This is a genomic window from Enterobacter cloacae complex sp. 2022EL-00981 (assembly GCF_028737495.1).
Classification (GTDB): Bacteria; Pseudomonadota; Gammaproteobacteria; order Enterobacterales; family Enterobacteriaceae; genus Enterobacter; species Enterobacter cloacae.
The window spans coordinates 1-14060 of the sequence record NZ_JAQZRK010000046.1; the positions used below are offsets into that span (position 1 = coordinate 1).

Genomic DNA, 14060 nt, shown 5'->3' on the forward strand with positions numbered 1-14060 from the left:
TAAACTTCGTAATGAATTACGTGTTCACTCGTTGAGACTTGGTATTCATTTATTGTCCGAAGACATTAAGAATCCATGTCACTTTGAGTGCCCACACAGATTGTCTGATAAATTGTTAAAGAGCAGTTGCGACGCGCTTTAGCGCTCTGTCGCGAGGTGGCGTATATTACGCTTTCCTCTTTCAGAGTCAACCCTGAATTTCAGGATTTTTTCTCTTTAACCGACCGGGTTGTTTGTGAAGTGATTCACATCCGCCGTGTCGATGGAGGCGCATTATAGGGAGTTCTCCGCAGGCCGCAACCGCTAAATGACAGAAAAATGACTGACTGCTGCATTCCCCAGCAAAACCCCGCCTTATACCTTTTTACACACAGAGTTATCCACAGCGATGCGAAAAAGTGAAAATTCGCGAGCGTTGCGCAAACGTTTTCGTTAAAATGCTCGCGCTTAACAAGGATGCCTCGTCAGGTGTGTTAGATGAGTTTTTCGCTGGAAAATTCATCTAACGCTCTCTGTAATCGTGAAATCCAGGGGATTTACCATGCAACAACGTCGTCCAGTCCGCCGCGCTCTGCTCAGTGTTTCTGATAAAGCCGGTATCGTCGAATTCGCTCAGGCACTTTCTGCACGTGGTGTAGAGCTGCTGTCCACAGGTGGTACCGCACGCCTGTTAGCAGATAAAGGTCTGCCGGTAACCGAAGTGTCCGATTACACCGGTTTCCCGGAAATGATGGATGGACGCGTCAAAACCCTGCACCCGAAAGTCCACGGCGGCATTCTGGGTCGTCGCGGTCAGGATGATGCCATTATGGAACAGCATGATATCGCGCCAATTGATATGGTTGTCGTTAACCTTTATCCGTTCGCCCAGACCGTGGCGCGTGAAGGCTGCTCTCTGGAAGACGCCGTAGAGAATATTGATATCGGCGGACCGACGATGGTGCGCTCCGCGGCCAAGAACCATAAAGATGTGGCCATTGTGGTGAAGAGCAGCGACTACTCCGCCATTATTAATGAAATGGATGCGAACGAAGGGTCACTGACTCTGGACACCCGTTTCGACCTCGCGATTAAAGCATTCGAACACACCGCCGCGTACGACAGCATGATCGCCAACTACTTCGGTAGCCTGGTGCCGGCTTACCACGGCGAAAGCAAAGATCCTTCCGGCCGCTTCCCACGCACGCTGAACCTGAACTTCATCAAGAAGCAGGATATGCGTTATGGCGAGAACAGCCACCAGCAGGCAGCCTTCTATATAGAAGAAGAGGTAAAAGAAGCTTCTGTCGCTACCGCACAGCAGGTTCAGGGCAAAGCGCTCTCTTATAACAATATTGCCGATACCGATGCCGCACTGGAGTGTGTGAAAGAGTTCAATGAGCCTGCCTGCGTTATTGTGAAGCACGCGAACCCCTGCGGCGTAGCGGTCAGTACTTCTATCCTGGACGCTTACGATCGCGCCTATAAAACTGACCCAACCTCTGCCTTCGGCGGCATTATCGCGTTTAACCGTGAACTGGATGCCGAAACCGCACAGGCCATTATCTCTCGCCAGTTTGTTGAAGTGATCATCGCGCCATCTGCGTCTGAAGAAGCGCTGAAAATCACCGCCGCGAAACAGAACGTGCGCGTGCTGGTTTGCGGCCAGTGGGCAGAGCGCGTGCCGGGTCTTGATTTCAAACGTGTAAATGGTGGGCTGCTGGTTCAGGATCGCGATTTGGGCATGGTGACAGCCGCTGACCTGCGCGTCGTCACCAAACGTCAGCCAACCGAACAGGAACTGCGTGATGCGCTGTTCTGCTGGAAAGTGGCGAAGTTCGTGAAATCCAACGCCATTGTCTATGCCAAAGAGAACATGACCATCGGGATAGGTGCAGGCCAGATGAGCCGCGTTTACTCTGCGAAAATTGCCGGTATCAAAGCAGGCGACGAAGGCCTGGAAGTAAAAGGTTCTGCCATGGCGTCTGACGCCTTCTTCCCGTTCCGTGATGGTATTGATGCGGCCGCCGCTGTGGGTATCACCTGTGTGATCCAGCCTGGCGGTTCTATCCGTGACGACGAAGTCATTGCCGCTGCCGACGAACATGGCATTGCGATGATCTTCACCGATATGCGTCACTTCCGTCATTAATTCCCGGAGCAGAAAATGAAAGTATTAGTGATTGGTAACGGCGGGCGCGAGCACGCGCTGGCGTGGAAAGCGGCGCAGTCTCCGCTGGTTGAAACCGTTTTTGTGGCTCCGGGTAATGCGGGTACGGCGCTGGAACCTGCGCTGCAGAACGTCGCCATCGGCGTGACCGATATCCCCGCGCTGCTGAGCTTTGCCCAGAACGAGAAAATCGATCTCACCATCGTCGGCCCGGAAGCGCCACTGGTGATTGGCGTCGTTGACGCGTTCCGTGCTGCAGGGCTGAAAATCTTCGGCCCGACGGAAGGCGCAGCACAACTGGAAGGGTCTAAAGCCTTTACCAAGGATTTCCTTGCGCGTCATAACATCCCGACGGCGGAATACCAGAACTTCACCGAAGTCGAGCCCGCGCTGGCTTACTTACGTGAAAAAGGCGCGCCGATTGTGATCAAAGCCGACGGTCTGGCTGCCGGTAAAGGTGTTATCGTCGCGATGACGCTCGAAGAAGCCGAAGCAGCCGTACAGGATATGCTGGCAGGCAATGCCTTTGGCGACGCGGGCCACCGCATCGTGATCGAAGAGTTCCTTGATGGCGAAGAGGCGAGCTTTATCGTGATGGTGGATGGCGAACACGTTCTGCCGATGGCCACCAGCCAGGACCATAAGCGCGTGGGCAATGCGGATACCGGACCGAATACCGGCGGTATGGGCGCTTACTCTCCTGCCCCTGTGGTGACGGATGAAGTGCATCAGCGCACCATGGACCGTATCATCTGGCCAACCGTAAAAGGAATGGCTGCCGAGGGTAACACTTACACCGGTTTCCTCTATGCGGGCCTGATGATTGACAAGCAGGGCAATCCGAAGGTGATCGAATTTAACTGCCGCTTCGGCGATCCAGAAACTCAGCCAATCATGCTGCGCATGAAATCTGACCTGGTGGAGCTGTGCCTGGCCGCATGCGACGGCAAGCTGGATGAGAAAACCTCAGAGTGGGACGAACGCGCGTCTCTGGGCGTGGTGATTGCTGCGGGCGGTTATCCTGGCCACTACAACACCGGAGATGAGATCCATGGCCTGCCGCTGGAAGAAACCGAAGGTGCCAAGGTGTTCCACGCCGGAACGAAACTGGCTGACGACGATCGCGTACTGACCAATGGTGGCCGCGTGCTGTGTGCCACCGCGCTGGGTCATACCGTTGCCGAAGCGCAGAAGCGCGCCTATGCGCTGATGGCGGATATCCACTGGAACGGTAGCTTTAGCCGTCAGGATATCGGTTATCGTGCGATTGCACGTGAGCAGGGGGAGTAATCCCCCCTCATCCTAACCCTCTCCCTGAAGGGAGAGGGGATTTATGTCAAAAACTCTTTTCTGTCGGCTGCCAGGTGCAGAAATCTTCGTTCGCCACCAGCAACAGCTGAGAGCCTTCAGGCGCTTCAAGCCACGCCACACTCACTTCCATCGATGAATGACGCTGACGGCGCTGTATATGTTCGGTTGCCCAGGATTCAAGATCAGGTTTGACTGTCTGTCCTTCGCAGGTAGTGACCGTACCATCGGTATGCCAGCGCCCCTGGCGCAGCACCACGCGTCCCTGACGCAGCGCATCACTGGTCTGGCGGATTTGTCCGGCACGATAACGATAGAGAGCAACCTGATCGCTGGAGAGTTGCTGTTTTTGACCGTTGACTTCACGCTGCATAAAGCTCAGCTCGCCGTGGTCATCAAACCGCACTTTTACATGTTCGGGGGTTTTGCCGTAGATATTGAGTTCGATGAATGAGAGGTCGTCTCCCTGCCAGCGATACTCTGCGGTCGATGTATTGCCGTTATGCCACGGGCTAAAAGCGGAAAGCAGATGCACTTCACCGCCAGAATCTTTACGCCAGATCCTCACCGCTCCCTGGTTGTCAGCGTAACCGCTGGCGGTAAACGGTGGTAAAGAGGTGTCATGGCTACAGGCGGAAAGCAGTAACACGCCCGCCAGCGCAAGCGCGCCACGCCAGAATGACAAAAGGGGCGTTGCCGCCCCTTCGTTAAAACTGTTCACTGCCACGCGTCTTACTTAACTGCGTCTTTCAGTGCTTTACCAGAAACAAATGCCGGCACGTTAGCTGCGGCGATTTTGATTTCTTTACCGGTCTGCGGGTTGCGGCCAGTACGCTCAGCGCGGTGGTTCACTTTGAAGGTACCGAAACCAACCAGTTGTACAGCATCGCCTTCTTTCAGAGACTCAGTAATAGCAGCCAGGGTAGATTCCAGAGCAGCTTTAGCCTGCACTTTAGACAGATCAGCCTTGTCCGCAATTACATCAATCAGTTGAGTCTTGTTCATAAGTTATCCTTTCAATGTGTTTATCGCTTGCTAAGCATCGAGTGCGACGAAAATGCCAAAATAGCACTCTCCTGCATACACGCACCGATAGCCACTTTTTTTCGCCCCCCAAATGTAGACCAGACGGGGGGCAGAAGGGAAGAGTCGAGGTGCGACAAAACAGGCGTTAAATCACGTTTTGTTGTCTCATTGGTTAAAAATTATACCAATATTACTCTCACCGGCCTCACGCAAGTCCGCACGCAGCCCTTTTATCAGCTCAATATCGCGTTCTTCACACTCTGCCAGCAGGCGGAAAATCTCCCACTGAATATCCCATTCCTGTTCAACCGCAGGGTTAGCCCGCAGCTCTTCGTCGGTCATTTCACGGCCTGCCTGGGTCATTTCGAGCATCGCTACGGTCGTAATGGATGCCTTACTGACTTCAATAGCGTGCTCCAGCGTTTCACCGCTCAGACGAGAGTGAATCAGTTCGCTTAACGCTACGCAGGCATCAATTGCCGGATAGACACCGTACAGATCAAAATCATCCGCCACCGGAATAGCCTCTTCGAGCTTTTCCAGTTGAGAGTCGAAGTTCACCTTTGCGTCTTTGACCGTCAGCGTTTCCCAGATGAGGTCGAGGATCCGGCGATAAATATGGCCATCACCAAACTCCGTCTGCTTGCAGAACGCGGCGTAGTTCGGATACATGCGCTCGCACAGGCAAGCCATAAAGGTGACGTGCTGCCAGCTTTCCAGCTTCTCAAGGCGCAGGTGAATCGGGTTTTGTAGCATGATGAGATCTCGAATCGAAAATTAGCCGCAGTTTACCTGATTCATCACTGAATTTCCTGCCAACGAACAAAAGCCGGACGAGCAGAGGCCACCGCATCTGCCCAGCGCGTGGGCTCAGGTAAACGGTAACCCTTCATACAACGCTGCACCCAGGCCAGGGCGCTGTCCATGCTCACACGGTGCCCGGTTGCGATAAACAGCGGGTTACAGCGCGCTTTACTGCGCCAGACCCATGCCAGTTGCTCACCCTTATCGATAAGCGGCGCCAGCGCGCCCGGCTCGGCGGAGAGCGGCTCAAATGCACCGCACAGGCGTTTTTTGGCCACACCGATGGTGGGTACATCCACCAGCAGACCAAAGTGGCTGGCAACGCCTAAGCGACGCGGATGAGAGATACCGTGTCCATCAACAAACAGCAGATCGGGTTTTTGTGAGAGTTGCTCCCACGCTGCGAGCAGCGCGGGGTATTCACGGAAGGAGAGAAAGCCCGGTATGTACGGCATGGTGGTGGCGATACGCGCCACTTTGTACTCCACCAGCTCAAGTGAGGGATACTTCAGCAGCACCATCGCCGCCCGCGTCACTTCACCGCCCTGCTCAAACCCGACATCCGCACCGCCTATATACTGCGGGGGATCCTTATCCAGACGATCCTCGCGGACCACGGATGAAGCCAGTTCTATCTGTTGAGCGCGTAATGACGCGAGATCCATAACCACTCCTTATTTGTGATATTGCGCAGAAAGTCGGTGCACCGCCTCCACAAACGCGCCAGCGTGCTCTGGCGGAACGTCCTGATGGATACCGTGCCCGAGGTTAAACACGTGCCCTTCCCCCTGGCCAAAGCCAGCCAGAATAGACGCCACCTCTTCTTCAATACGGGCAGGCTGCGCGTAGAGCATGGACGGATCCATATTGCCCTGCAGCGCCACTTTGTCACCCACGCGACGGCGCGCGTCGGCGATATCGGTGGTCCAGTCGAGACCCAGCGCATCGCAGCCGGTCGCCGCCATGGCTTCCAGCCACTGGCCGCCGCCTTTGGTGAACAGCGTGACCGGCACACGGCGGCCTTCATTTTCACGCAGCAGGCCATCAACGATTTTGTGCATGTAGTAGAGCGAAAATTGCTGATAATCGCGCCCGGTCAGCACGCCGCCCCAGGTATCGAAAATCATCACCGACTGCGCACCCGCTTTGATCTGCGCGTTCAGATAGAGGGTGACGCTTTTCGCCAGCTTATCGAGTAGCGCATGCAGGGCCAGCGGCTCGGCATACATCATCTTTTTGATCACGGTAAAGGCTTTACTGCTGCCGCCTTCAACCATATAGGTCGCCAGCGTCCACGGACTGCCGGAGAAGCCAATCAGCGGGACTTCGCCTTTCAGTTCACGACGAATGGTGCGCACGGCATTCATCACATAGCCCAGCTCCTGTTCAGGATCGGGAACGGGCAGCTTATCAACATCCGCTCTGCTTTTGATTGGGGAAGTGAAACGCGGGCCTTCGCCGGTTTCGAAATAGAGCCCAAGGCCCATCGCATCCGGAATGGTCAGAATGTCCGAAAAGAGAATGGCGGCATCCAGCGGGAAGCGGCGCAGCGGCTGGAGCGTGACTTCACACGCCAGCTCGGCATTTTTGCACAGCGACATAAAATCGCCCGCCTGCGCACGCGTGGCTTTGTACTCTGGCAAGTAGCGTCCCGCCTGGCGCATCATCCACACCGGGGTGACATCAACGGGCTGGCGCAGCAGCGCACGCAGATAACGATCGTTTTTCAGTTCGGTCATTTTTGCAGTTCCTTAAGCGTCATGGCCTCAGTGTAACATGTCACTCAGCATCAGCCCGACACATTGCTACGGTATCTTCTATCAGCCGACGGGCGACGGTGCCTGGTGGTGGCAGCAGCGGCAAATCGTCATAACGATACCAGTTCGCCTCCAGCAACTCTTTCTGGTCGATGACAATCTCGCCGCTGTCATAATCGGCCATAAAGGCCGTCATCAGCGACTGCGGGAACGGCCACGGCTGGGAGGTAACATAGCGCAGGTTTTTAACCTTAATCCCGCTCTCTTCCATCACTTCACGCGCCACCGCCTGTTCCAGCGTTTCGCCCACCTCGACGAACCCGGCCAGCACGGTATGAATGCCGTTGCGGTGGCGGGTGTGCTGCGCCAGCAGGATGGAATCGTCACGACGGATAGCGACGATAATGCACGGCGCAATTTGCGGGTAGTAACGCTCACGGCAGTGGCTGCAGAGCATCGCCCACTCGGTTTTACTGGGGTGCATGGTGTGACCACAGTAGCCGCAGTACTTATGCGAACGGTAAAACTCAGCCAGCTGCACGCCCCGGCCCGCCAGCTGGAACAAACCCACATCCTGATCCAATACCTGACGAACCGATCCCATGTCATTGCGGCGTGGCTGTTGGATCAACCACACGGGTTCACCCTGCCATTCCCCGATCTTCAGCGCGGGCAGGCCGACAAGATCGAATTTTTCTGCTGCGCCATAGGGTATTTCCCCGGCAGGCAACCATAATTTTTGTTCGTGACTGACGATCCACCAACCCAGATCTGATTTTTCAATAATACGATCCATATCTATTGCACTACCTTCGCTTCACTGACATGTTGTTAGCATTGTGGTTACATTTTGGATAAGCAGATTCAATTCTCAACCTTGCGGAGTCAACCATGTTAAACCAGCTAGAGAGCCTGACTGAGCGCGTTAGAGGAAGTAACAAACTGGTGGATCGCTGGCTACATGTGCGCAAGCATCTACTCGTGGCTTATTACAATCTGGTCGGTATTAAGCCTGGCAAAGAATCGTTTATGCGGTTGAATGAAAAAGCGCTGGATGATTTTTGTCAGAGCCTGGTCGACTATCTGTCCGACGGCCATTTCAATATTTATGAACGCATTATCCGCGAAATGGAAGGGACTACACCGTATTTAGCGGCCAGCAAACTCTATCCGCTGCTGGAAGCTAACACCCAGCAGATCATGGATTACTACGATTCCACGCTTGAGAACGCTATCGATCACGATAACTATCTTGAGTTTCAGCAGGCGCTTTCCGACCTCGGCGAAGCGCTGGAAGAGCGATTCACGCTGGAAGATAAGCTGATCGCCCTCGCCCTGGATCACGGCCTGGATGTGAGCCACGAAGATAACGTCGCGCGACCTGCTTGAGTTCTTAATCGTTAACGAGTAATTTACAACCATTCGCCCCTCTGCGGAGGGGGATTTTTCTTGTCGGAGTGCCCAGTGTGCAAGCACGGGCTGAGACCGTTAATTCGGGATCCGCGGAACCTGATCAGGCTAATACCTGCGAAGGGAACAAGAGTCACACTGCTGTTGTATCGCCCACAGGGCGATCCTCTCTTGCTTCATCCGTCGTCTGACAAGCCATGTCCTTCACTTTTGGAATGAGCTATGTCTACAACAAAACTGACCCGCCGCGAACAGCGCGCACAAGCCCAACACTTCATCGACACTCTGGAAGGCACCGCTTTCCCTAACTCAAAACGCATTTACATCACCGGTTCACAGGCGGATATCCGCGTGCCAATGCGTGAAATCCAGCTTAGCCCGACCCTTATCGGTGGCAGCAAAGCGCACCCGCAGTATGAAGATAACGAAGCCGTTCCGGTGTATGACACTTCCGGTCCGTACGGCGATCCTGCGGTTGCCATTAACGTTCAGCAGGGGCTGGCGAAATTGCGCCAGCCGTGGATTGACGCGCGTAACGACTGCGAAGAGCTCTCTGACCGCAGCTCGGCGTACACCAAAGCGCGTCTGGCGGACGATGGTCTTGATGAGCTGCGCTTCACCGGGTTGCTGACGCCGAAACGCGCGAAAGCAGGTAAATGCGTTACCCAGCTGCACTATGCCCGCCAGGGCATCGTCACGCCGGAGATGGAGTTTATCGCCATTCGTGAAAACATGGGCCGCGAGCGTATCCGCAGCGAGGTGTTACGCCACCAGCATCCGGGAGAAGGCTTCGGGGCACGTCTGCCGGAAAACATCACGCCGGAGTTTGTGCGTGATGAAGTGGCCGCTGGCCGCGCGATTATCCCTGCCAACATCAATCACCCGGAATCTGAACCAATGATCATTGGCCGCAACTTCCTGGTGAAGGTCAACGCCAATATCGGCAACTCGGCCGTGACCTCCTCCATCGAAGAAGAGGTGGAAAAACTGGTCTGGTCGACACGCTGGGGCGCGGACACGGTGATGGATCTCTCCACCGGGCGTTACATCCACGAAACCCGCGAGTGGATCCTGCGCAATAGCCCGGTGCCTATCGGAACGGTGCCCGTTTATCAGGCACTGGAGAAGGTGAACGGTATTGCCGAAGACCTTACCTGGGAAGCCTTCCGCGACACGCTGCTGGAGCAGGCCGAGCAGGGAGTCGACTACTTCACCATTCATGCGGGCGTGCTGCTGCGCTACGTGCCGATGACGGCGAAGCGTCTGACCGGTATTGTCTCGCGCGGCGGCTCTATCATGGCCAAATGGTGCCTGTCGCACCATAAAGAAAACTTCCTCTACGAACACTTCCGCGAGATCTGTGAAATCTGTGCCGCGTACGATGTGTCCCTGTCGCTGGGCGACGGCCTGCGTCCGGGCTCCATTCGTGATGCCAACGACGAAGCGCAGTTTGCCGAACTGCATACCCTGGGTGAGCTGACCAAAATCGCCTGGGAGTATGACGTGCAGGTGATGATTGAAGGCCCGGGACACGTGCCAATGCAGATGATCCGCCGCAACATGACCGAAGAGCTGGAGCACTGCCACGAAGCGCCGTTCTATACCCTGGGGCCGTTGACCACGGATATCGCTCCGGGCTATGACCACTTCACCTCCGGGATTGGTGCGGCGATGATCGGCTGGTTCGGCTGCGCCATGCTCTGCTATGTGACGCCGAAAGAGCACCTCGGCCTGCCCAACAAAGAGGATGTGAAGCAGGGGCTGATCACCTACAAAATCGCCGCCCATGCCGCGGACCTGGCCAAAGGCCACCCTGGCGCGCAAATCCGCGACAACGCCATGTCGAAGGCGCGCTTTGAATTCCGCTGGGAAGACCAGTTCAACCTGGCGCTCGATCCTTTCACTGCCCGCGCGTATCACGATGAAACCCTGCCGCAGGAGTCGGGCAAAGTGGCGCATTTCTGCTCCATGTGCGGGCCAAAATTCTGCTCGATGAAAATCAGCCAGGAAGTGCGTGACTACGCCGCCGCGCAAACCATTGAAGTGGGTATGGCGGATATGTCAGAAACCTTCCGCGCGAAGGGCGGCGAAATCTACCTCAAAAAAGAGGAGGCGTAATGTATCAGCCTGATTTCCCTTGCGTTCCCTTCCGTTTAGGGCTCTATCCGGTGGTGGACAGCGTAGCGTGGATCGAACGCCTGCTGGCGTGCGGCGTTCGCACAATCCAGCTGCGCATTAAGGATAAACGTGATGACGAGGTGGAGGCCGATGTGGTCGCCGCCATCGCGCTGGGGCGTCGCTACGACGCGCGCCTGTTTATCAACGACTACTGGCGACTGGCCGTTAAGCACCAGGCGTACGGTGTGCATCTGGGTCAGGAGGACCTGGAAACAACGGACCTGAGCGCTATCCGGGACGCTGGATTAAGACTGGGGGTGTCAACACACGACGACATGGAGATCGACGTGGCGCTGGCGGCTCGCCCTTCGTACATCGCACTTGGCCATGTTTTTCCGACGCAGACCAAACAGATGCCCTCTGCCCCACAGGGGCTGACGCAGCTGGCGGCGCACGTTAAACGCCTTGCCGATTACCCTACCGTCGCGATCGGTGGGATCAGCCTGGAACGCGCTCCTGCCGTGCTGGATACCGGTGTCGGCAGTATCGCTGTCGTCAGCGCCATTACCCAGGCGGCAGACTGGCAGGCCGCCACCGCACAGCTGTTAAAGCTGGCAGGAGCAGGCGATGAATGATCGTGATTTTATGCGCTACAGCCGCCAGATCCTGCTGGAGGATATTGCCATTGACGGGCAGCAAAAGCTGCTCGCCAGCCGGGTCCTGATTGTTGGTCTGGGCGGATTAGGCGCTCCTGCCGCGCTCTATCTGGCAGGCGCGGGCGTGGGCACGCTGGTTCTGGCCGATGACGACGAGGTACATATCAGTAATCTGCAGCGACAAATCCTCTTCACCACGGAGGATGTTAACCAGCCCAAAGCGCAAATCACCCGCAAAAGGCTGAAGCAGTTGAACCCGGACATCACGCTCATCGCGCACCAGGAGCGGCTCCACGGCGACACTCTGCAGCGCGAAGTCGCCCTTGCTGATGCGGTGCTGGACTGCACCGACAATATGGCGACCCGCCAGGCCATTAACGCCGCCTGCGTGGCACAGAATACGCCACTTATCACCGCCAGTGCGGTCGGTTTCGGCGGGCAGATGATGGTGCTGACCCCGCCCTGGGCGCAGGGCTGTTATCGCTGCCTGTGGCCGGATGATGCCGAGCCGGAGCGCAACTGCCGCACCGCGGGCATACTGGGCCCGGTGGTAGGCGTGATGGGGACCCTGCAGGCGCTGGAAGCCATCAAATTGCTCAGCGGTATGGAAACAGAGCGCAATACGCTGCGGCTGTTTGATGCCCGCTCCAGCGGCTGGCGTCATCTGGCACTGCACCGCGCCAGCCACTGTCCGGTGTGCGGAGGCCGCAATGCGCATTCTGTTTAATGATGAGCCGATGAAATGCGATGACGGTCTCACCGTTGCCGCGCTGCTCGAGAAGCTGCGCCAGCTCAAGCCTGGAACGGCGCTGGCGCTTAATCAACAGATCCTGCCGCGTGAGCAGTGGGAACATCAGCAGGTGAGCGAAGGCGACCAGATCCTGCTGTTTCAGGTTATCGCCGGGGGCTGAGATGTTACGTATTGCTGATAAAGTCTTTGATTCACATCTGTTTACCGGGACCGGAAAATTCGCCTCGCCGCAGCTGATGGTGGATGCCATCCGTGAAAGCGGCAGCCAGCTGGTGACGCTGGCGCTCAAGCGCGTCGATCTGCGCCATCACAGCGACGCCATTCTGGCACCGTTGCTGGATGCTGGCGTTACCCTGCTGCCCAACACCTCCGGTGCGAAAACGGCTGAAGAAGCGATTTTTGCGGCTCAGTTGGCCCGTGAAGCGCTGGGTACCCACTGGCTGAAACTGGAAATACATCCGGATGCGCGCTGGCTGTTGCCCGACCCCATCGAAACGTTAAAAGCGGCCGAAAAGCTGGTGCAGCAAGGCTTTACCGTTCTGCCCTACTGCGGGGCCGATCCCGTGCTGTGTAAACGGCTGGAAGAGGTCGGCTGCGCTGCCGTCATGCCGCTGGGCGCCCCAATTGGTTCTAATCAGGGACTGGAGACCCGCGCCATGCTGGAGATCATCATTGAGCAAGCCACCGTGCCGGTGGTGGTGGATGCAGGCATTGGCGTGCCCAGCCATGCCGCCCAGGCGCTGGAGATGGGAGCAAGTGCCGTGCTGGTGAACACAGCCATTGCGGTCGCCGACGACCCCATCAGGATGGCTCGTGCGTTCCGCATGGCCGTGGAGGCCGGCTTGCTGGCACGAGAGTCTGGCCCGGGAACGCGCAGTTTTCAGGCACAGGCCACCAGCCCGTTGACCGGCTTTCTGGAGGCGCTCTCATGACCACCTTTACCGACCGCTGGCGGCAGCTTAACTGGGACGATATTGCCCTGCGTATCAACAGTAAAACGCAGGCTGATGTGGAGCGCGCCTTACAAGCCCGTCACCTGTCCCGCGACGATATGATGGCCCTGCTCTCTCCGGCGGCGAGCACCTTTCTTGAGCCGATGGCCCAGCGCGCTCAGAGGCTCACCCGCCAGCGTTTTGGCAACACGGTGAGCTTTTACGTACCGCTCTACCTCTCTAACCTGTGCGCGAATGACTGCACCTACTGCGGCTTCTCCATGAGCAACCGCATCAAGCGGAAAACACTCGATGAGAGTGAAATCGCCCGTGAGTGTGCCGCTATCCGTGAAATGGGTTTTGAGCATCTCCTGCTGGTCACGGGTGAACATCAGAGCAAAGTCGGGATGGACTATTTTCGACAGCACCTTCCGGCCATTCGCCGTCAGTTCGCGTCGCTACAGATGGAGGTTCAGCCCCTGTCGCAGGAGGAATACGCGGAGCTTAAAACCCTCGGGCTGGACGGAGTGATGGTGTATCAGGAAACCTACCACGAGGCGACGTATGCCCGGCATCACCTGAAGGGAAAGAAACAGGATTTCTTCTTCCGGCTGGAGACCCCGGACAGGCTGGGCCGGGCCGGGATCGACAAAATCGGTCTGGGCGCGCTGATTGGGCTGTCAGATAGCTGGCGAGTGGATTGCTACATGGTAGCGGAACACCTGCTATGGCTGCAGCAGCACTACTGGCAAAGCCGTTACTCCATCTCTTTCCCACGCTTGCGGCCGTGTACGGGAGGTGTTGAGCCCGCCTCGGTAATGGACGAACGTCAGCTGGTCCAGGCCATCTGTGCGTTTCGCCTGCTTGCCCCGGAGGTTGAATTATCCCTCTCGACGCGTGAATCTCCTGCGTTTCGTGACCGCGTGATCCCGCTTGCGATTAACAACGTCAGTGCGTTCTCCAAAACGCAGCCAGGGGGCTACGCCGACGACCATCCGGAGCTGGAACAATTTGCGCCACATGATAGTCGACGGCCAGAAGCGGTTGCCGCCGCCCTGACCGCGCAGGGGTTACAACCGGTCTGGAAAGACTGGGATAGTTGGCTGGGAAGAGCCTCGCAAATGCGTTGAAACGCGCTGCAAGCCGGTA

15 protein-coding genes and 1 riboswitch are annotated in these 14060 nt (G+C 56.7%); of the genes, 9 read left to right on the forward strand and 6 right to left on the reverse strand.

Going from position 1 to position 14060, the window contains the following annotated elements:
- Window positions 1–541: 541 nt before the first annotated feature.
- Both purH and purD read left to right on the forward strand, forming a co-directional pair.
- Entirely contained in the window at window positions 542–2131 is a 1590-nt protein-coding gene (purH, locus tag PUZ33_RS23820) for a bifunctional phosphoribosylaminoimidazolecarboxamide formyltransferase/IMP cyclohydrolase (RefSeq protein ID WP_013095020.1), read from the forward strand.
- Between the two features lie 15 nt (window positions 2132–2146).
- Window positions 2147–3439 carry a phosphoribosylamine--glycine ligase gene (purD, locus tag PUZ33_RS23825; RefSeq protein ID WP_013095019.1) on the forward strand — a complete coding sequence of 431 codons (1293 nt, stop codon included), beginning with the start codon at window positions 2147–2149 and terminating at the stop codon, window positions 3437–3439.
- 46 nt (window positions 3440–3485) lie between these two features.
- Here the strand turns inward: purD and PUZ33_RS23830 are convergent, their stop codons facing one another.
- From PUZ33_RS23830 to nudC, 6 genes are all read right to left on the reverse strand, one after another.
- Window positions 3486–4178 carry a DUF1481 domain-containing protein gene (locus tag PUZ33_RS23830; RefSeq protein WP_023621286.1) on the reverse strand — a complete coding sequence of 231 codons (693 nt, stop codon included), beginning with the start codon at window positions 4176–4178 and terminating at the stop codon, window positions 3486–3488.
- A gap of 11 nt (window positions 4179–4189) precedes the next feature.
- Window positions 4190–4462, reverse strand: coding sequence for a nucleoid-associated protein HU-alpha (hupA, locus tag PUZ33_RS23835; protein ID WP_002445246.1), 273 nt, complete (start codon window positions 4460–4462; stop codon window positions 4190–4192).
- 186 nt (window positions 4463–4648) lie between these two features.
- The gene (locus PUZ33_RS23840) at window positions 4649–5239 is read right to left on the reverse strand and encodes a YjaG family protein (protein ID WP_013095017.1); all 591 of its coding nucleotides are present in this window, start codon (window positions 5237–5239) and stop codon (window positions 4649–4651) included.
- A gap of 44 nt (window positions 5240–5283) precedes the next feature.
- Window positions 5284–5952 (reverse strand): deoxyribonuclease V, encoded by a 669-nt coding sequence (gene nfi / locus PUZ33_RS23845; protein ID WP_029883065.1) that lies wholly within the window; start codon window positions 5950–5952, stop codon window positions 5284–5286.
- 9 nt (window positions 5953–5961) lie between these two features.
- Entirely contained in the window at window positions 5962–7026 is a 1065-nt protein-coding gene (gene hemE, locus PUZ33_RS23850) for a uroporphyrinogen decarboxylase (RefSeq protein WP_038418433.1), read from the reverse strand.
- Window positions 7027–7066: 40 nt separating this feature from the next.
- Window positions 7067–7840, reverse strand: coding sequence for an NAD(+) diphosphatase (gene nudC, locus PUZ33_RS23855; protein WP_013095014.1), 774 nt, complete (start codon window positions 7838–7840; stop codon window positions 7067–7069).
- Window positions 7841–7935: 95 nt separating this feature from the next.
- On the opposite strand from nudC, the gene PUZ33_RS23860 reads away from it, so the two are divergent.
- The 7 genes from PUZ33_RS23860 (at window position 7936) to thiH (ending at window position 14041) form a co-directional block, all read left to right on the forward strand.
- A complete protein-coding gene (locus tag PUZ33_RS23860) occupies window positions 7936–8433 on the forward strand; it encodes an Rsd/AlgQ family anti-sigma factor (RefSeq protein ID WP_013095013.1) in 498 nt (165 codons plus the stop codon).
- A 54-nt stretch (window positions 8434–8487) separates the two neighbouring features.
- Window positions 8488–8597: riboswitch (TPP riboswitch) on the forward strand.
- Between the two features lie 79 nt (window positions 8598–8676).
- Window positions 8677–10572 carry a phosphomethylpyrimidine synthase ThiC gene (thiC, locus tag PUZ33_RS23865; RefSeq protein ID WP_020684620.1) on the forward strand — a complete coding sequence of 632 codons (1896 nt, stop codon included), beginning with the start codon at window positions 8677–8679 and terminating at the stop codon, window positions 10570–10572.
- Entirely contained in the window at window positions 10572–11207 is a 636-nt protein-coding gene (gene thiE, locus PUZ33_RS23870) for a thiamine phosphate synthase (RefSeq protein WP_013095011.1), read from the forward strand. Before thiC ends, thiE begins: the two co-directional genes overlap by 1 nt.
- On the forward strand, window positions 11200–11955 hold the full coding sequence (locus tag PUZ33_RS23875) for a HesA/MoeB/ThiF family protein (protein ID WP_013095010.1): 756 nt from the start codon (window positions 11200–11202) through the stop codon (window positions 11953–11955). Before thiE ends, PUZ33_RS23875 begins: the two co-directional genes overlap by 8 nt.
- Window positions 11939–12139: a sulfur carrier protein ThiS gene (gene thiS, locus PUZ33_RS23880; RefSeq protein WP_013095009.1), complete on the forward strand. Its 201-nt coding sequence runs from the start codon at window positions 11939–11941 to the stop codon at window positions 12137–12139. Before PUZ33_RS23875 ends, thiS begins: the two co-directional genes overlap by 17 nt.
- Before the next feature lies 1 nt (window position 12140).
- Window positions 12141–12911, forward strand: a complete 771-nt coding sequence (thiG, locus tag PUZ33_RS23885; protein WP_013095008.1) for a thiazole synthase — start codon at window positions 12141–12143, stop codon at window positions 12909–12911.
- Window positions 12908–14041: a 2-iminoacetate synthase ThiH gene (gene thiH / locus PUZ33_RS23890; protein ID WP_020684624.1), complete on the forward strand. Its 1134-nt coding sequence runs from the start codon at window positions 12908–12910 to the stop codon at window positions 14039–14041. Before thiG ends, thiH begins: the two co-directional genes overlap by 4 nt.
- Window positions 14042–14060 lie beyond the last annotated feature (19 nt).